Genomic DNA, 17,524 nt, shown 5'->3' with positions numbered 1-17,524 from the left:
TGATGAATCTGCTGAGCTCCCGGTCGCAGCATCCCGGGTGGCCCATGCCGGTGGGCCCGCTGCGGGTCCCCGCCGGGTTGGTCCGGTTACGCCCCGTCCGGCTGCGCGACGCCGCTCAGTGGAGCAGAACCCGCCTCGCCGATCGCGGGCATCTCGAACCGTGGGAACCGTCCACCGACATGGATTGGGAACTGCGACATTCGGTTTCGGCTTGGCCGTCGGTCTGTTCAGGTCTGCGTGGGGAGGCTCGCAAAGGTCGCATGCTGCCGTACGCGATCGAGCTCGACGGTGAGTTCGCGGGGCAGTTGACCATCGGTAACGTCACCCACGGCGCGCTGCGATCGGCGTGGATCGGCTACTGGGTGGCCAGCGGGTCGACCGGCGGCGGAGTGGCGACCGCGGCGCTGGCGCTCGGGCTGGACCACTGTTTCGGGCCGGTCATGCTGCACCGCGTCGAGGCCACGGTGCGGCCGGAGAACGCGGCGAGCCGGGCGGTGCTGGCAAAGGCGGGGTTCCGGGAAGAGGGCCTGCTGAAGCGCTATCTCGACGTCGACCGCGCGTGGCGGGACCATCTGCTGGTGGCGATCACCATCGAAGAACTCAACGGATCGGTGGCATCTGCGCTGGTGCGTGCCGGCCACGCAACGTGGGCGTGACGGTGGGCCCCGTGGGTGAAGTTCTGTTACTGATGTGACACGTGTGACGTTTGGTGCTTGTCTCCAGCGAATTACAGGTGTGTAATTGTGTCGGCGCGCCGCCCTCGGATGCGCTGGTCACAGACCTAGCCTGATGGGGAAAGGAGCAGGCATCATGCCAAGCATCCCCCAATCTCTCCTTTGGATCTCGCTCGTCGTGCTCTGGCTCTTCGTGCTCGTTCCGATGCTGATCAGCAAGCGGGACGCGGTTCGTCGCACCAGCGACGTCGCGCTGGCCACCCGTGTGCTCAACAGCAGCGCGAGTGCCCGGTTGCGACGGCGCCGCGGACCCGCGTCCGGACACCGCAGCGACCCGGACTGGCAGCCGTCCGGCGATGTCGACGACATCGAGGACGACGAGCCCAGCCGCTCGGTGGTGATGGTGGCCACCGACGCCAGGGCCGACGAGGGCGAACCCGACTACCTCGACGTCGACATCGTCGAGGATTCCGGAGCCTTGCCCGTCTCGGAGGTCCCCGCGGATGACGTGCGGGCCGCGGAGCCCGTCGTCGCCGAAACCGACGAGCTCACACTCGATTACAGCGAGGGCGACGAGTCGGACGAGTCCGACGACACCCGGCAGGACCGGCGGGTGACCGCGGCCACCGAGGACACCAGCCGCTGGGTGGCGGCCGAGGACGAGTACGAGTACGACGACGACTCGTCCGACCTGGAGGAGCCGTCGGAGACGGATCTGCGGATCGCGGACTCCATGAGCGACTCACGCCGCCGGCGCCGGGAGTCGACGACCGCCGAGGCAGTGTCCGCGCGCAAGTACCGGTTCCGTGCACGCACCATCGCGGTGCTGTCGGTTCTGATGCTGGCCAGCGCCGTCGCCGCATATACGTGGTCGTCGACGATGTGGTGGGTGGCGGGCGCCATCGGCGCGGTCACGCTGCTCTACCTGGCGTACCTGCGTCGCCAGACCCGGATCGAGGAGCAACTTCGCCGCCGTCGTGCGCAGCGGATGGCCCGGTCTCGGCTCGGCGTGGAGAACACCAGCGATCGCGAATTCGACGTGACCCCGGCGCGGCTGCGCAGGCCCGGTGCCGCGGTGCTGGAGATCGACGACGAAGACCCCGCGTTCGAGCACCTCGACTACGTGCCGTTCTCCCGCCATTACGATCTGCCGCGCGCTGCCGGCCAGTGACGCCGGACATTCGGCCGGCACCTCTATGGGGTGCGGGACGGATTTCTGGCGGTGACCGGTGGCTGATAACCTGTACCGGCACTAGGGGCTATAGCGCAGTTGGTAGCGCGTCTCGTTCGCATCGAGAAGGTCAGGGGTTCGATTCCCCTTAGCTCCACAGTCGACAACCCGCTTCGACCCCCCGGTCGGGCGGGTTTTGTCGTTTCGGCGAGGTGCTGTCGGTGCCGCGAGGGCCCGGCGCGTCGTGGCCATTCGCCTGACCGTGACCGCAGCGGACTCTTAAGGTCAGGAGGCCCGCCTTCTATAGCCATCCGGCTGCGGCGGATCACCGTGCGCCCTCAAGGTGCCCGGACTGCACCGTCTCAGGGGGGCGAACGTGAGTCAGTGGTTGGTGAGCAACCTTCCGTCGTGGGTGCTGTTGCTCGGCATCATCGTCGTCATCACCGGCGGCGCCATGGCCGTGCAGGTCGTCGTGCGCAGGCACTTTCCGAACCTCAAGGGTGAAGAGCACAACGACGTCATCAAGTTCGCCTTCGGGGTGGTCGGCTTTGTGTTCGCGTTCTTCCTCGGCTTCGTCGTATCCGCGATGTGGGGGCAGATCGGCGACGCGGACGGACGGGCGCGCACCGAGGGGGCAGCGGGTGTGCAGCTCGCCAGGACCGCCATGGTGTTCGATCAGCCTGACAGTGACCGGATTCGCACGGCTCTGCTCGACTACGAGGAGGCGGCGCTGGTCGAGTGGAGAGAAGTCGCCCAGGGCGGATCGGGCCCCGGCGCCGGCGACGCACTGACCCAACTGTATGCCGCCTACGAAGGTGTCGAAGCGCGCACCGATGCGCAAAAGACCCTGCTGTCAACCTCTTTCAGTAACCTCGACAGCCTCAGCCAGGCGCGGACCCAGCGGCTGCTGCAAGCGCGTACGGACGTCGGTCCGCCGTGGTCACTGTGGGCGGTCATCTGGCTGACCAGCGGCCTTCTTCTGGCCTGCGCCATCATCTACGACGTCGCCAAACCTGCCACCCACTACACGATGGTGGCCATTCTGGGTGTTCTGGTGGCCGTGAACATCTTCCTCGTCACCGAGCTGTCGCACCCGTTCCTCGGCGAGATCGGGACATCCTCGGAACCGATCAAAGAGGTCGTCCAGCAGCTGCAGTGAGCGAGAGTGCGGCTTGCACTCCGACGCCTACGATCTATTATCTGCGTATGAACGTAGATAAGGGAGCTTGCAGCCGCCGGCTTCCTGACGATCAGGTGCACCTGGTGGTCGAGGTATTCCGCATGCTCGCCGACCCCACCCGCGTCCAGGTGCTGTGGGCACTGGGCAGCCGGGAGATGTCCGTCAACGATCTGGCAGCCCACATCGGCAAACCCGCCCCTTCGGTGTCGCAACACCTGGCGAAGCTACGGATGGCGCGCCTGGTGCGCACCCGCCGTGACGGCACCACCATCTTCTACAGCCTCGACAACGACCACGTCCGGCAGCTGGTGACCGACGCCGTCTTCAACGCCGAGCACGCCGGACCGGGAATCCCCGGACACCACCGCGACGCTGCCGACCTGGCGCTCCTGCACGTCGACGACGGGACACCGGCCACCGGGTCCGGAACAGGCGGCCGCCCATGACCCACGACCCGCACAGGCATCATCATCACGAACACCCGCACAACCACGACGGACCCGGGGGCAAGATCGGTGCGGCGTTGCGGGAAGTGTTCGCTCCCCACAGCCACGATGCCGGCGACAGCATCGACGGGGCGCTCGAATCGAGCGCCGCCGGCATCCGCGCGGTGAAGATCAGCCTGCTGGTCCTCGGCGCGACGGCGCTCGTCCAGATCGCCATCGTGGCCATCTCGGGCTCCGTTGCCCTGTTCGCCGACACCGTACACAACTTCTCCGATGCGCTGACCGCCATTCCGCTGTGGATCGCCTTCGCGCTGAGCACGAAAGCAGCGACCAGGCGCTACACGTACGGGTTCGGCCGCGCCGAAGACCTTGCGGGACTGTTCGTCGTGGTGATGATCGCGCTGTCCGCCGTCGTCGCCGGGGTGGAATCGATTCGGCGCCTGGTCAATCCGGTCCCTATCGAGCACCTCGGGTGGGTCGCGCTGGCCGGTCTGGCCGGCTTCATCGGCAACGAGCTCGTCGCCGTCTACCGCATCCGGGTCGGTCGACGCATCGGTTCTGCCGCCCTGGTCGCCGATGGCCTGCATGCCCGCACCGACGGGTTCACCTCGCTGGCGGTGCTGCTCGGTGCGGGTGGAGTCGCGCTCGGATTTCCGTTGGCCGACCCCATCATCGGTCTGATCATCACCGCTGCGATCCTGGCGGTGCTGCGCACTGCCGTCCGTGACATCTTCCGGCGACTCATGGACGCCGTCGACCCATCGTTCGTCGATTCCGCCGAATCCGCGCTGGCCGCCGAACCCGGCGTGACTGCGGTTCGCAGCGTCAAGATGCGCTGGATCGGACATCGGCTACACGTCGACGCCGAACTCGACATCGACCCGGCGGTGAGCCTCACGGATGCCCACCGCATCGCCCATGAGGCCGAACACACCCTCACCCATGTGGTCCCGAAGCTGTCGTCGGCCCTGGTGCACGCGTATCCGGCCGGCCACTGTTCCGCGCGGTGACCGCCGGCTAGAACGGACTGCTGTTCGACTGGGACTTCGCGTCGTCGGGTCGCGGTCCGTACTTGCGGATGTAGTCGTCGTGCATCCGCGAATCCTTCTTGCGCTTGATCACATCGACCAGATTCGGGTCAAGACCATGGCGTGCGAGCCGGTGCCTACGCCACACCTTGTTCAGGGCGAGCGCCATCAGCAGGGCCCAGACGTAGATCGGGGCGGTCATCTCCAGGCGCATGTAGATCGGCGCCGGGAGCAACCACAGCGGAGCGAGGACCAGCAGGGGCGGGATGGCATACCGGATCATGTGCCGTCGCACCGCCCCCTGGCCGGCGAGATCCTCTGCGACCCAACGGTTCATCGACTTCGGCAGGGTCTTGCCGTAGCAGTACAGCAGGTACTGCCACAGGGTGGGTTTGTCGGTGCCTGCCGGCATGTCGCTGGCCATCGGGACTCCTTGAACGGGGGTATTCACGACTGTAGTGCGCCGGCCGCCAGGGCGGCCGAGTTGATCCGGGTGAGGACGTGGTGCAGGTGTTCGAGCTCGGCCAGGTCGACGCCCAGGCGTGCGACGACGGTTGCCGGGATGTCCAGCGCGCGTGACCGCAATGCGGTCCCGGCGTCGGTGAGTGCGACGTCGGTGGAGCGCTCGTCGGTGGCGTTGCGGGCCCGGGTGATCAACCCGAGCGCCTCCAGGCGCTTGAGCATCGGCGACAGGGTGGCCGAGTCCATCTGCAGGCTGGTGGCAATCGACTTGACCGACAGCGGGTTTGGCTGGGCAGACGATCTCCGGTGGTGATCCCACAGGGCCAGCATCACGAGATACTGCGGGTGGGTCAGGCCCAAGGGTTCCAGCAGCGGGCGATAGACGGCGAGCACGGCCCGGTTGGTGACCGCGAGGGCGAAGCAGACCTGCTGCTCCAGGGCCAGCGGGTCGGTATCACCCTGCGTCGTCGCAGTCACATATTGATAGTGCCCTAATTATTAGTGGGCTAGCAATATCGGCCTCGTCACACGCCGACGTCATGCCGGTGGGGGCGTACCGATCAGCACTGCACTGAGCCGGCACCCCTCGGGTCCGCCCCGCCACGCATGGTCGACGCCGGTGAGCACCACCAGATCACCCTCCTCGAGCCGGTGGGTGCCGTCGTCGAGCACCAGGTCGACGCTGCCCGACAACACCGTCTGCAGATCGAGTGTGTCGGTGTGGTGCATCGGGGTCTCGGAATCGGGCCCCAACTCGACGACCATCCACCGTGCGAGGCCGGGCGCGATGCCCTGATCGATCAGCGGTGCTGAGCCGCCGGGCCCGGCCGGAGGCGGGCTGGTGGTGGTCGCGAAGGGCACGGCCATCGCGAAGCCGGGCGCCAACCGGTCCAGCGCCACGTCGTCATGGCTGACTACGCAGGACCTGCCGTCCGCGTCGACTCCGGTGATCAGCGTCCGCACATGCCCTCGTTTCCTAGACGTCCCGCCGCGGCTCCGGCGTCAGCCAGAGTCCGTGGTGGTGACATTGATTGCCGCCGTTACGTTTTGCACGGTACATCGCCCTGTCGGCGGCGGCGATGAGTTGGTCGACGAGGTCGACGAGGTCGTCGTCGCTGTGTTGGGACAGGGCGTCCAGCGGCGCGAGCGCCGTCCCCACGCTGGAGGTGACGGCCATCCCGGACACGGCGATGGCATCGCAGACCTCCTGGTAGCGCTGCGCGGCGTCACGGGATGACGTCACGTCGGCGATCAGGAACTCTTCCCCGCCGCTGCGTCCGACGACGGCGGTGGGCGGGGTGGTGGCGCGCAGTGCGTCGGCGACGGCGACGAGGGCCTGGTCGCCGGCGATGTGCCCGTGCGTGTCGTTGACCGACTTGAAGTCGTCGAGGTCGATCAGCGCGACGAGGAGATAGCCGTCCTCCTGGGGATACCGCGCCATCATCGCCAGGATCTGTGTGTGGAAGGCGCGCCGATTCAACAGCCCGGTCAGTGGATCGAGGTCAGCGCGGGCAAGGTCGCCGCGCAACGCCCGCAGCAAGGCAAAAATCGCGAGCGGCATCGCGATATTGGCCTGAACCACCAGAAAGTAGTCCACCGCGGCCAGGGCGATGCGCCCGGCGAGGACCATCTCGAACGCCGGGACGGCCGCCACCGCGGCGGCGACGGCGGCGAACCCGAGCACCGCCCGCGACGAGTGGAAGAACGCCAGATAGGCGCCGATGGTCGTGAAGGCGATGCACCCGAGTAGCGCTGCCAGCGGATCCGGATACGCCAGGCACGCCAGGGTGATGGAGATGGTTGTCACCGCAGCGAATGCGCCCGACTGGGCGCGGGTGGGCCACCGAGCCAGCCACAGCGCGGCACCTGCCACGCCGCCTCCGACTGCGGCCCACGTCATCCCCAGGTACGGCTGAGTCTGCGGCCCGCCCGAGCCGGTCAGCAGAACCAGAAGTGCCACCGCCATCGACAGGGCTGTCCCCGCGACGGCGAGACGGACCTGCACCGCCGCGCCACGGGCGTCGAGGAATCCGCTGAACCACTCGTAGTGATCGGCATGTCGGAGATCCCGCTGCATCTCACACCATTTCGTCGTCAGTGAGCTTGCGCCATCAAACAGCGCAGGTGCTGCCGGCGGAGGGGGTTTACCCCGATCGCGACAAATTTCACAGCGCGGGTTTGCTGACGGTCTCACCGCATCCTTGCCCGACGTTCCCGTGCGCCCGTAGCCTCGAGAGCGTGTCTGGTCTGACCGCGGTGCGCGCCGACGACCTTGCCGTGCTGGCCGTCTTCGACGGCATCAACGCCGAGGCACTGGTGCCCCTTGCCGCACAGCTTCGGCCCCTGACCGCGGCCGCGGGCCAGGTGCTGATGCAGCAGGGCGAGATGGCGGTGTCGTTCCTGCTGATCGGTTCCGGGTGCGCCGAGGTCAGCCACACCGGCGACGACGGTCAGGACACCGTGGTCGAGTTGTCACCCGGGCTCATCGTCGGTGAGATCGCACTCTTGCGCGACGCGCCCCGCACCGCCACCGTCGTCGCCACGGAACCGCTGACCGGCTGGGTCGGCGGCCGCGAGGCGTTCGGCACCATGCTCGAGATCCCCGGCATGATGGACAAGCTGGTGCGTACGGCGCGCCAGCGTCTGGCGGCGTTCATCACCCCCATCCCGGTGCAGATGCGGGACGGGACGGTGCTGCACCTGCGGCCGGTGCTGCCCGGCGACATCGAACGGACCACCAACGGCCCGGTCGAGTTCTCCAGTGAGACGCTCTACCGCCGCTTCCAGTCGGTGAGGTCCCCGTCGAAATCATTGATGGCCTACCTGTTCGAGGTCGACTACCTGGACCATTTCGTCTTCGTGCTCACCGACGGTCCGGACGGGCCCGTCGTCGCCGACGTCCGTTTCGTCCGCGACGAGAACAATCCGGCCGACGCGGAGGTCGCGTTCATCGTCGGGGACGCCTACCAGGGCCGCGGCATCGGCACGTTCCTGATGTACGCCATCTCCGTCGCGGCGGGCGACGACGGGGTGCAACGCTTCACCGCCCGGGTCCTCAGCGAGAACTACCCGATGCGGGCCATCCTGGACCACTTCGGTGCGAAATGGCAGCGCGACGATCTCGGCGTCGTGATCACCGACATCCCGGTGCCCTCGGTGGAGTCGCTGCCGTTGCCGGCGGATCTGGTCCGCCAGATCCGCGGAGTGGCACGCCAGGCCATCCGGGCCGTCGGATGACGCAAGGGACAGCCGGCGTCCACCGGCCCCCGTTGAGCAAGGACACCCGGCTGTGCATCTCGCTGTCCGGCCGACCGAGCAACATCGGCACCCGCTTCCACAACCATCTGTACGACGTGCTGGGCCTGGATTTCCTCTACAAGGCGTTCACCACCACCGATATCGCCGCCGCCATCGGTGGGGTGCGCGCCCTCGGGATCCGCGGGTGTTCGGTGTCCATGCCGTTCAAAGAGGACGTGCTCAGCCTCGTCGACGAGATCGAACCGTCGGCGCAGTCCATCCGCTCGATCAACACGATCGTCAACGACGTTTCTGTACCGGGCGGCCGGCTCACCGCGTCGAACACCGATTACCTTGCGGTGCAACAACTCATCGGCGAGCACCACCTCGACCCCAGCAGCGCGGTGCTGATCCGGGGCAGTGGCGGGATGGCGAAGGCGGTGGGAGTGGCCTTCGTCGACGCCGGATTCGGCACCGGTGTCGTGGTGGCGCGCAACGCCGCTCGCGGCCGTGAACTGGCCGACCGACTCGGCTTCGACTACCTCGCCGACGTCGGCGAGGTGACCGCACCGATCATCGTCAACGTCACGCCGATCGGCATGGCCGGCGGACAGGAAGAACACGACCTGGCGTTCAGCGAGACGACGATCGCCGCGGCGGAGACGGTCTTCGACGTGGTGGCTCTCCCGTCGGAGACACCGTTGATCGCCGCGGCGCGCGCGGCCGGTAAGCAGGTCATCACCGGGGCTCAGGTCATCGCGCTACAGGCCGCCGAACAGTTCGAGCGCTACACCGGCGTGCGTCCGACGCCCGAACAGATCGCCGAAGCGTCGGCCCTGTCGAGGGCATGACACTCAGGGCGTGATGGTGGTCTGCTCGTCGATCGACGCCGTGGCATCCATCAGCGGGTAGGCCTGTTCCTCACTGCCCTCTGCCGTGATCTTGAGGACGAACAGGCCGTCCTCGGCGGGGATGACCACGGTCTTCTGGGCAACCAGCAACTTGACGCCGTCCTTGGTGTAGAAACCACCGATCTGTGTCGCGTCGAAGCCGCTGAGGTTGGTCGGCTTTCCCGCCTCCGCGCCCTCGTAGTCGGGAAGGTTGCGCGTCTCGTTCGGCGCCAACTCGAGGATCTTCGCCGGGTCGACGTTGCCGGTCAGCTTGGTGACGACAGCGACGATGGTCGGGGGAGTGGGCGACGGCGGCGGCGCCGTGTAGATGAGCGCGTCGTAGGCCCCTTCGGGTCCGCGGGGGCCTGCGGACTCCCACCCCTGGGGCAGCGGCAGTGTGATCGTCGGAGCGCCGGGGTCGCCCTGCAGCACGGGTGTCGCGACGATGCCGTTCTCCGCGGCGTACTGCTCGATCGTCATACCGGGAGCTGCGGCGGCTGGCGGCGGCGTCGTTGGTGTCGGTGCTGCGCTGGTGGCGACGGATTCCGACGTGGTGGTGGACGTCGCGGCGGCGTCGGACCCCTCGCCCGAGGAACCCGAGCTGCAGCCGGACAGTCCGATACCGAGGGCGACAGCGGCGATGGCGGCGAGGCCGGCCTGCGGGACGATCGTCATGTCTCTCCTGTTCTTCGGCCAGTGGCTCGACAGGTCGGTGCCAAGAAGCCGGATCACAGCGCAGCCTAGCCATCTGGGGCGAGGGTTTGTCCCGAACCAGGCTAGCGAAGTTGCTGATCACCCCCGCGCCTCGTTTGCCGAAATCGTCCTCGCCGGCTCCGCACGTGGTAGGTACCGCCCGCACGGCGACACCGCGCGAACGACATCGGACGTCCGGCGGTGACCGCGTGATATCAACAGCCCGTGAGGCTGATGCTTGTCGGCACCCTGGTACTGGCGTGCGCCGCCTGCGGCAGCGCACCGCCGGGGCCTACGGCGGCGCCCACATCGTCGGCGCAGGCCGACCTCACTGTCGATCCGGCGCGGATCGACCGGGCCCGCGCCGCGCTGCCGGACGGGTACGAGGTCTCCGGATACACGGGCCCACCGGCGTTGTTCCCGATCTGGGGTTTCCGCGATGCTCCGGTGTCCGAGCCTGCGCAGTGCGCCGTTCTCGGGGCGCCGTCCGTCGACGCCGCGACGGCCCGGGGCTGGTCCGCTTCCGGACCCGGTGGGATCGTCTACGCGGTCATCGCCGACAGTGCCGCGCCGGCACCAGATCCCGCCGTGCTGGCCGATTGCGCCCAGTGGACGGTGTCGTCCGGACGCACGACGGGCACAGTCACGGGACTGGCCGCCCCCGAGATCGACGCGGCCGACACGATCGGGATGAGCACCGCCGTGGTGACCGTCGTCGAAGGCGGCACTCAGACACGTTCCCAGGCAGAGTCATTCGTCGCCCACCTCGATCGGTACCTGTGCTTTGTCGCTGTCGTCACCGATCCCGGATCACCCCATCGCACCCTCGGAGCGGAGTTCGCCGCGGACCTTCTCGCCGAAACGGTGTCCACGCTGCGCGGCTGAGGTGGGCCGCGCAGGTACATTGGCGGCGATGTCGAACCCCCCGAAAGTTGGCGTGATAGCGGCGATCGCGTGCGTCGGGCTGCTGGCGGCGTGCAGCGCTGCGCAGCCGGAAGACCTCTCGACGGCCGATATCAGCCGGGTCGCCGAGCTGAAAGCGAGCTTCGCCCCGCCATTCACCGTCACGACCGTCGGGCCCGCGGCGATCGACCCGCGACTGCTGGCCGCGCAGAAGCTCCCGCCGGGGCTGGCGTTCGATCCCGCCGACTGCGGAAAAGCGGCGTCGGACAACGCCGTTCCCGAGGGCGTGAAGGGCAACATGGCGGCGACGACGGCCGAGGGCGAGGGTGTGCGCTACATCGTCATCGCCGTGGAGACGTCCCAGCCGGTCCCGGTCAGCACGCCCGCCGAGCAGTGCGGCAAGGTGACGTTCACCGGCAACGGCGTCCGCGGCTTGGTCGAGGTGGTGGAGTCCCCGCAGATCGAGGGCGTGCACACCGTCGGCACCCACCGCGTCGTGCAGACGGTGACCGCGGAGGGCCCGCGCACCGGCGAGTTGTACAACTACGTCGCGAACTTCGGCAACTTCATCGTGATCGTGACGGCGAATCCTCTCGTGGTCGCCGACACGGCGGTGGTCCCGATCGACACGCAGCGCGCCCGAGATCTCGTCACCCAGACCGTCGACCTGGTCAAGGGCGCGGGCCCGACCTAGTCACCGGACGTCGTGCGGCCGGAACTGGATACTGATCCGCGGTCCTGTCGGCTTGGTGGTCTTGGGCACGGAGTGTTCCCACGTGCGCTGGCAGGAGCCGCCCATCACCAGCAGATCACCGTGGCAGTGCCGAAGCCGCAGTGACGGTCCGCCACCGCGCGGACGGAGTGCGAAAACCCGTGTGGCGCCGAGTCCGACGATTGCCACCATGGTGTCCTCGGTACTGCTTCGGCCGATGTTGTCGCCGTGCCAGGCCACGCTGTCGTCGCCGTCGCGGTACAGGCAGAGCCCGGCGGTGACGAACGGCTCGCCGAGTTCGCCGGCATAGGCGTCGTTGAGCCGCCTGCGGAGTTGTTTGAGCCGCGGGTGCGGAGCCGGGTTCTCCAGGAGGTTGTGAAAGCTGACCAACCGCGGGACATCGAGCACCCGGTCATACATCTGGCGGCGTTCGGCACGCCAGGGAATCTGGTCCCGCAGTTCGCTCAGCAGTGTGTCGTTCGGCAAGTCGTCCTGGGACAACCAGCCGGAACGCACCTCGAGCCACGCGCCGTTGCCGAGATCCCGGCGATCGGAATGGTCGAAAAGCGAGCTTTGCAGAGCCTGCTCCATGCGCGCAGTCTATCGCACAGGCGTTCGAAATCTCAGAGGCGAACCGCGCCGGGGCCTTCGTCGGCGAGAACATCGCCGGGGTTGGCCAGCGCGCAGACCTTGAGGCTGAGGCAGCCGCAACCGATGCAGCCGGTCAGGTTGTCGCGCAGCCGCTGCAGATGCACGATGCGCTGGTCGAGGTCGTCGCGCCAGCCTGCCGACAGCCGTGCCCAGTCCTTACTGCTGGGTACCCGGTCGGTGGGCAGGGTGGCGAGCGCGTCGCGGATGCGGGACAGCGGTATTCCGAGCCGCTGCGACATCCGGATGAACGCGACGCGGCGCAGCGTTTCGCGCGAGTAGCGGCGCTGATTGCCGCCGGTGCGCCTGCTGGCGATGAGGCCCTCGCGTTCGTAGAAGTGCAGCGCCGAGACCGCGACCCCGCTGCGCACCGACATCTCGCCCGGCGTCAGTTCCTGAGGCCACTCCATGACCTCAACCATAGTTGAGGTGGCTTCTGGGGTTACGGTGCTACGTGTGACTGATGCAGCGCTGGGGTGCAATTCGGAGGTCGGCAGGCTTCGGGTCGTCATCCTGCATCGACCGGGGCCCGAACTGCAGCGGTTGACCCCCCGCAACAACGACACACTGCTGTTCGACGGGCTGCCCTGGGTGGCCAGGGCGCAGCAGGAGCACGACGCGTTCGCCGACCTCTTGCGGTCGCGGGGTGTCGAGGTGCTGCTGCTCGGTGAGCTGCTGACCGAGGCCCTCGACAAGAGCGGGGCGGCCCGCATGCAGGGCATCTCGGCCGCGGTCGACTCGCGTCGCCTCGGGGCTCCGCTGGCGCAGGAACTCTCGACGTACCTGCGCACGCTGGATGCCGCCGCACTGGCCCGCATCCTGATGGCCGGGATGACCTTCGACGAGTTGCCCTTCGGCGAGAACGAGCTCTCGCTGGTGCGGCGGATGCACCACGGCGGCGACTTCGTCATCAACCCGCTGCCCAACCTGTTGTTCACCCGGGACTCGTCGTTCTGGATCGGTCCGCGGGTGGCGATCACCTCGCTGTCGATGCACGCCCGCGTGCGCGAGACCTCGCTGACCGACCTGATCTATGCCCACCACCCCCGCTTCCTCGGGGTGCGACGGGCCTACGAATCCCGGTCGGCGCCGATCGAAGGTGGCGACGTGCTGCTGCTGGCGCCCGGTGTGGTGGCCGTCGGGGTGGGCGAGCGCACCACGCCCGCGGGTGCAGAAGCGCTGGCGCGCAGCCTGTTCGACGACGACCTCGCGCACACGGTGCTGGCGGTGCCGATCGCGCAGGAGCGGGCGCAGATGCACCTCGACACCGTCTGCACCATGGTCGACAAAGACGCGGTGGTGATGTACCCGAACATTCAGGATTCGTTGACGGCCTTCACCATTCGTCGCAAGTCCGAGGGCGTGACAATCGACAGGGCCGCGCCCTTCGTCGAGGCGGCAGCCGATGCGATGGGCATCGGCAAGTTGCGGGTGATCGACACCGGACTGGATCCCGTCACCGCCGAGCGGGAGCAGTGGGACGACGGCAACAACACGTTGGCGTTGGCGCCGGGGGTGGTGGTGGCCTACGAACGCAACACCGAAACCAATGCGCGCCTGATGGATTCGGGTATCGAGGTGCTTCCGATCTCGGCGTCGGAGCTCGGCACCGGCCGCGGCGGGCCGCGCTGCATGTCCTGCCCGGCCGGCCGCGACCCCCTTTAGCGGGCTGTTCGCGAGCGTGCACGTACGGTCGCGTAATCGCCCTCGCAACGACCGTGAGCGCACTCTCGGCGAAGGGGCCGAACCCGCTCAGCGCCAGGACGGCAGCCAGATCTGCAGGTTCCACGTGGTCTGTGAGATCGGCAGCCCGGTCAGGATCGGGTAGAGCCACGCGAAGTTCGTGATCACCAGCGCGACATAGATGCACACGATCAGCAATCCCAGCGTTCGGCGCTCGGCGTTCTGGCCCGGTTTGTAGAGGATGTCGCCGAGGATCATCGCGATCATCATCACCAGGAACGGCGCCATCGTGGCGGCGTAGAAGAAGTACATCTGCCGGTCGATGTCGGCGAACCACGGCAGGAAGCCCGCGCCGTAACCCACCAGCAGCACGGCATATCGCCAGTCGCGCTTGACGAACGCCCGCCACACCGCCCAGGCCAGCACCGGCACCGCGATGAACCACATCGCGGGTGTGCCGACCAGCATGACGGCCTTGACGCACGACTGCGCCCCACAGCCGGACACGTTCTCGGTGTCGATCGCGTACAGCACCGGCCGCAGCGACATCGGCCACGTCCACGGTTTCGACTCCCACGGATGGTGATTGCCGTCGGCGTTGGTGAGCCCGGAGTGAAAACGGAAGGCCGCGTAGGTGTAATGCCACAGCGAGCGCACGGCGTCGGGGAGCGGCAGGACGCTGTCGGGCCCGATGGAGCGGCCCACCTCGTAGCGGTTCACGCCGGTCTCGGAGGCGAACCAGGGCGTGTAGGACGCCAGGTACACGCCGAACGGAATCAGCACCAGCGCGTAGAGCGACGGGCCGACATCGCGACCGAACGTGCCGAGCCACGGCCGCGGCACCCGGTACTGCTTACGCGCGGCGACGGTGTAGGCCACCGTCATGACGCCGAAGAACATCACGAAGTAGAGCCCGGACCACTTCGTCGCACATGCCAGACCGAGCAGGACGCCGGCGCCGAACCGCCACCACCGCACGCCCAGGCGCGGGCCCCACGGGGTCTCGTCGATGCGGCCTTCCAGGAACGCGACGTGCATGCGCTCCCGAACCTGGTCCCGGTCCACGATCAGGCAGCCGAACGCCGCCACCACGAAGAAGGTCAGGAACCCGTCCAGCAGCGCTGTGCGGGACGTGACGAAGCTGACCCCGTCGGCGATCAGCAGCAGCCCGGCGATGCCACCGATCAGGGTGGATCTGCTGATGCGCCGCGCGATGCGCGTCACCAGCAGCACCAGCAGCACCCCGCAGACCGCGCCGGTGAAACGCCAGCCCACGCCGTTGTAGCCGAAGATGGCCTCGCCGATCGCGATCAACTGCTTACCGACGGGTGGGTGGACCACCAGGCCGTAGCCGGGGTTGTCCTCGACGCCGTGGTTGTGCACCATCTGCCAGGCCTGCGGCGCGTAGTGCTTCTCGTCGAAGATCGGGGTGCCCGCGTCGGTGGGCGAGCCCAGGTTCAGGAAGCGCGTCACCGCCGCCAACGCGGTGATCACGGCCGTCATGGCCCAGCCCTGCAGCCGGTCGAGCGGACCGAAGTCGGCGACGGGCACGACGGGTCCCGGGCTGATGGTGGGGACCGCGCGCCCGCTCCTGGGGACTTCCTCGGTCAGGGCGGTCACGCAAGCGATCGTAGGCTGTCGGATGTGACAGCCGGACGACTGCTCGTAGCCGCCACGCCGCTCGGCCAGCCGTCGGATGCGTCGGCGCGGCTGGTGCGGGCTCTCGGCAGCGCCGACGTGATCGCCGCCGAGGACACCCGCAGGATCCGGACACTCGCGCAGGCACTCGAGGTCAGGCCGGCGGGCCGGATCGTCAGTCTCTACGACCAGAACGAGGCGTCGCGGGTGCCCGCCCTGCTCGACGACATCCGCGGAGGGGCGACCGTGCTGCTGGTCAGCGACGCTGGAATGCCGCTGATCAGCGACCCTGGTTACCGCCTTGTCGCCGCGTGCGCGGACAACGGCCTGACGGTGCAGTGCCTGCCCGGACCGTCTGCGGTGACCACCGCGCTCGCCGTCGCCGGTCTGCCGTCGGAACGGTTCTGCTTCGAGGGATTCGCCCCGCGCAAGCAGTCGGGGCGCAGGACGTGGCTGCAGTCGCTGACCGTCGAACCTCGCACCTGCGTGTTCTTCGAGTCGCCGCGGCGACTGGCCGAGTGCCTGCGCGACGCCGTGGACGTGCTGGGGCCGGAACGCCGCGCGGTGGTGTGCCGTGAGCTGACCAAGACCCACGAGGAGATCCTGCGCGGCCCGCTCGGCGAGCTCGCCGACTGGGCGGCCTCCGACGGGGTGCTCGGGGAGATCACGGTGGTGCTCGCGGGAGCGACGCCGGTCGCCGACCAGGACTCGCTTGTGGCGGACGTCCTCCACCTGGTCGATGACGGCATGCGGGTCAAGGATGCGTGCGCGCAGGTGATCGCGGCCAATCCCGGAGCGCCGTCGCGGCGCCAGCTCTACGACGCGGTGCTGCGCGCGCGCGAGTGAGTGCGGTCAGCGGGCCGAGGCGACGGGCGGAGTCTTCCGCGAAGCGGTGCCGACGATCGGCGCCGCCTTGTGCAGGCACTCATCCCATTCCCTGGCCGGGTCGGAATCGGCGGTGATGCCGCCGCCGACCCCGAGCACTGCGGCACCGTCGGCCCCGAACTCCACCGTTCTGATCGCGACATTGAGCTCGCAGCCCGCTATCGGCGATGCCAATCCAACGGTGCCGCAATAGATTCCGCGTCGAAACGGCTCCCATTGGCCCAGTAGTTCACGGGCCCGCGCCTTTGGGGTGCCCGTCACCGAGGCCGGCGGAAACGTCGCCTCCAGCAGTGCCGACATCGGCAGTTCGGCGGGTATGCGCGCCGTCACCGTCGAGACCAGATGCCACACGCCGGGCGCCGGGCGGATCGCGAGCAACTCGGGAACGGATACCGAACCGGTCCGTGCGACCCGGCCCAGATCGTTGCGAACCAGGTCGACGATCATGATGTTCTCCGCGACGTCCTTGACCGACGCGCGAAGGCCGGCAGGGTCGGCGTGCCGCGGCAGCGTGCCCTTGATCGGACTTGAGGTGACCGCCTCGCCGCACCGCCGCAGGAACAGCTCCGGGGACAGCGATGCCACCGCCCCCCAGTCTCCGGCGAGGTACGCGGCACGCGAGGGCACGGTCCTGGCTGCCGCTTCGGCGAAGAAATCGGCAGCCGCACCGTCGAGGGTGCCGGCGAACTGCGTGCACACGCACGCCTGATACACCTCGCCCGCGGCGATCGCGTCCAGGCAGTCGAGCACGCCACGCTGATGCGTGTGCCGGTCGGCCGCACCCCAGGTGACGACAGCATCGCGGCACCTCGGCGGTGACTGGATGGCGTCGGCGGCCCAGGTGGAAAGTGCTGCACCGCTGAGACTTTCGTGCCACCAGATGCCGTCGCGGTCGCACCGCAGAACCGCATCCGCCCAGCCGCCGGCCGCTTCGGGGATGCGTGGCGGGTGTCCCTCGGCGCCGGCGTCCGGGTAGGACAGATAACCGAACCAGCCGCCACCGACCGGCCCGTCTGTGCGGTCTCCCGGCGGCACGTCGAACACGTCGTGCGGTGCGACCGGGGCCACCGGCACCGACGGCGCGATCACCGCGCGCGATCCGAACCAGTCGCCGATCAGCGCGGCGGGTGGCGCCAGGCCCAGCTCTGTCGCCGCGGTGGCCAGCGCGCGCAGCACTGCCGGGGCCGCGCCCAGGTCGCCGAGCCGCTCGATGCGCACCGGCCCAGCCTTGCCTGCCGCGGGAGCAGACGCAAAGTCGCACGGATCGGGGTCGA

General features: G+C 68.4%; 20 protein-coding genes and 1 tRNA gene. 12 read left to right on the top strand and 9 right to left on the bottom strand.

Features of this window, described 5'->3' with window-relative positions:
• Positions 1 to 2 precede the first annotated feature (2 nt).
• The 6 genes from EL337_RS22620 (at position 3) to EL337_RS22595 (ending at position 4,481) form a co-directional block, all read left to right on the top strand.
• Positions 3 to 656 (top strand): GNAT family N-acetyltransferase, encoded by a 654-nt coding sequence (locus tag EL337_RS22620; protein WP_048632834.1) that lies wholly within the window; start codon positions 3 to 5, stop codon positions 654 to 656.
• A gap of 154 nt (positions 657 to 810) precedes the next feature.
• Entirely contained in the window at positions 811 to 1,845 is a 1,035-nt protein-coding gene (gene sepX / locus EL337_RS22615) for a divisome protein SepX/GlpR (RefSeq protein ID WP_048632835.1), read from the top strand.
• A gap of 84 nt (positions 1,846 to 1,929) precedes the next feature.
• Positions 1,930 to 2,002: transfer RNA gene (locus tag EL337_RS22610), tRNA-Ala, on the top strand.
• 219 nt (positions 2,003 to 2,221) lie between these two features.
• Complete coding sequence (locus EL337_RS22605; protein ID WP_232786810.1) at positions 2,222 to 3,004, top strand: bestrophin-like domain; 783 nt, start codon at positions 2,222 to 2,224, stop codon at positions 3,002 to 3,004.
• 47 nt (positions 3,005 to 3,051) lie between these two features.
• Positions 3,052 to 3,471: an ArsR/SmtB family transcription factor gene (locus EL337_RS22600; protein WP_048632837.1), complete on the top strand. Its 420-nt coding sequence runs from the start codon at positions 3,052 to 3,054 to the stop codon at positions 3,469 to 3,471.
• A complete protein-coding gene (locus tag EL337_RS22595; protein ID WP_048632838.1) occupies positions 3,468 to 4,481 on the top strand; it encodes a cation diffusion facilitator family transporter in 1,014 nt (337 codons plus the stop codon). Before EL337_RS22600 ends, EL337_RS22595 begins: the two co-directional genes overlap by 4 nt.
• 7 nt (positions 4,482 to 4,488) lie before the next feature.
• On the opposite strand, the gene EL337_RS22590 is transcribed toward EL337_RS22595, so the two are convergent.
• The 4 genes from EL337_RS22590 to EL337_RS22575 are packed head-to-tail and all read right to left on the bottom strand — an operon-like array spanning position 4,489 to position 7,038.
• Complete coding sequence (locus EL337_RS22590) at positions 4,489 to 4,923, bottom strand: DUF5313 domain-containing protein (RefSeq protein ID WP_048632839.1); 435 nt, start codon at positions 4,921 to 4,923, stop codon at positions 4,489 to 4,491.
• A 23-nt stretch (positions 4,924 to 4,946) separates the two neighbouring features.
• Positions 4,947 to 5,438, bottom strand: coding sequence for a MarR family winged helix-turn-helix transcriptional regulator (locus tag EL337_RS22585; protein ID WP_048632840.1), 492 nt, complete (start codon positions 5,436 to 5,438; stop codon positions 4,947 to 4,949).
• A 60-nt stretch (positions 5,439 to 5,498) separates the two neighbouring features.
• Complete coding sequence (locus EL337_RS22580) at positions 5,499 to 5,924, bottom strand: cupin domain-containing protein (RefSeq protein WP_048632841.1); 426 nt, start codon at positions 5,922 to 5,924, stop codon at positions 5,499 to 5,501.
• Between the two features lie 13 nt (positions 5,925 to 5,937).
• Positions 5,938 to 7,038, bottom strand: coding sequence for a GGDEF domain-containing protein (locus EL337_RS22575; RefSeq protein ID WP_048632842.1), 1,101 nt, complete (start codon positions 7,036 to 7,038; stop codon positions 5,938 to 5,940).
• Positions 7,039 to 7,199: 161 nt separating this feature from the next.
• Here EL337_RS22575 and EL337_RS22570 point away from each other — a divergent pair, with 161 nt between their 5' ends.
• Both EL337_RS22570 and EL337_RS22565 read left to right on the top strand, forming a co-directional pair.
• Positions 7,200 to 8,198 (top strand): acetyltransferase Pat, encoded by a 999-nt coding sequence (locus EL337_RS22570; protein WP_048632843.1) that lies wholly within the window; start codon positions 7,200 to 7,202, stop codon positions 8,196 to 8,198.
• Complete coding sequence (locus tag EL337_RS22565; RefSeq protein WP_048632844.1) at positions 8,195 to 9,049, top strand: shikimate 5-dehydrogenase; 855 nt, start codon at positions 8,195 to 8,197, stop codon at positions 9,047 to 9,049. The genes EL337_RS22570 and EL337_RS22565 overlap by 4 nt, the downstream gene beginning before the upstream one ends.
• A gap of 3 nt (positions 9,050 to 9,052) precedes the next feature.
• Here the strand turns inward: EL337_RS22565 and EL337_RS22560 are convergent, their stop codons facing one another.
• Positions 9,053 to 9,763 carry an envelope biogenesis lipoprotein LpqN gene (locus EL337_RS22560; RefSeq protein WP_048632845.1) on the bottom strand — a complete coding sequence of 237 codons (711 nt, stop codon included), beginning with the start codon at positions 9,761 to 9,763 and terminating at the stop codon, positions 9,053 to 9,055.
• Between the two features lie 252 nt (positions 9,764 to 10,015).
• Here EL337_RS22560 and EL337_RS22555 point away from each other — a divergent pair, with 252 nt between their 5' ends.
• Both EL337_RS22555 and EL337_RS22550 read left to right on the top strand, forming a co-directional pair.
• Complete coding sequence (locus EL337_RS22555; protein WP_048632846.1) at positions 10,016 to 10,666, top strand: DUF5642 family protein; 651 nt, start codon at positions 10,016 to 10,018, stop codon at positions 10,664 to 10,666.
• Positions 10,667 to 10,694: 28 nt separating this feature from the next.
• A complete protein-coding gene (locus EL337_RS22550) occupies positions 10,695 to 11,378 on the top strand; it encodes a DUF5642 family protein (RefSeq protein ID WP_048632847.1) in 684 nt (227 codons plus the stop codon).
• Here the strand turns inward: EL337_RS22550 and EL337_RS22545 are convergent, their stop codons facing one another.
• Together EL337_RS22545 and soxR are read right to left on the bottom strand one after the other, a co-directional pair.
• The gene (locus tag EL337_RS22545) at positions 11,379 to 11,987 is read right to left on the bottom strand and encodes an alpha-ketoglutarate-dependent dioxygenase AlkB (RefSeq protein ID WP_048632848.1); all 609 of its coding nucleotides are present in this window, start codon (positions 11,985 to 11,987) and stop codon (positions 11,379 to 11,381) included.
• Between the two features lie 32 nt (positions 11,988 to 12,019).
• Positions 12,020 to 12,454, bottom strand: coding sequence for a redox-sensitive transcriptional activator SoxR (gene soxR, locus EL337_RS22540; protein ID WP_048632977.1), 435 nt, complete (start codon positions 12,452 to 12,454; stop codon positions 12,020 to 12,022).
• 46 nt (positions 12,455 to 12,500) lie between these two features.
• Here soxR and arcA point away from each other — a divergent pair, with 46 nt between their 5' ends.
• Entirely contained in the window at positions 12,501 to 13,709 is a 1,209-nt protein-coding gene (arcA, locus tag EL337_RS22535; RefSeq protein WP_048632849.1) for an arginine deiminase, read from the top strand.
• Positions 13,710 to 13,796: 87 nt separating this feature from the next.
• Here arcA and EL337_RS22530 read toward each other — a convergent pair whose 3' ends face one another.
• Positions 13,797 to 15,347 carry a dolichyl-phosphate-mannose--protein mannosyltransferase gene (locus tag EL337_RS22530; RefSeq protein ID WP_048632850.1) on the bottom strand — a complete coding sequence of 517 codons (1,551 nt, stop codon included), beginning with the start codon at positions 15,345 to 15,347 and terminating at the stop codon, positions 13,797 to 13,799.
• 24 nt (positions 15,348 to 15,371) lie between these two features.
• Between EL337_RS22530 and rsmI the strand changes: the two genes are divergently transcribed.
• A complete protein-coding gene (gene rsmI, locus EL337_RS22525) occupies positions 15,372 to 16,211 on the top strand; it encodes a 16S rRNA (cytidine(1402)-2'-O)-methyltransferase (protein ID WP_048632851.1) in 840 nt (279 codons plus the stop codon).
• A gap of 6 nt (positions 16,212 to 16,217) precedes the next feature.
• On the opposite strand, the gene EL337_RS22520 is transcribed toward rsmI, so the two are convergent.
• The gene (locus EL337_RS22520) at positions 16,218 to 17,468 is read right to left on the bottom strand and encodes an aminodeoxychorismate synthase component I (protein ID WP_048632852.1); all 1,251 of its coding nucleotides are present in this window, start codon (positions 17,466 to 17,468) and stop codon (positions 16,218 to 16,220) included.
• Positions 17,469 to 17,524 lie beyond the last annotated feature (56 nt).

Source organism: Mycolicibacterium aurum, assembly GCF_900637195.1.
In the GTDB taxonomy this organism is placed as follows: Bacteria; Actinomycetota; Actinomycetes; order Mycobacteriales; family Mycobacteriaceae; genus Mycobacterium; species Mycobacterium aurum.
This window is presented reverse-complemented; position numbering and strand designations above follow the sequence as displayed.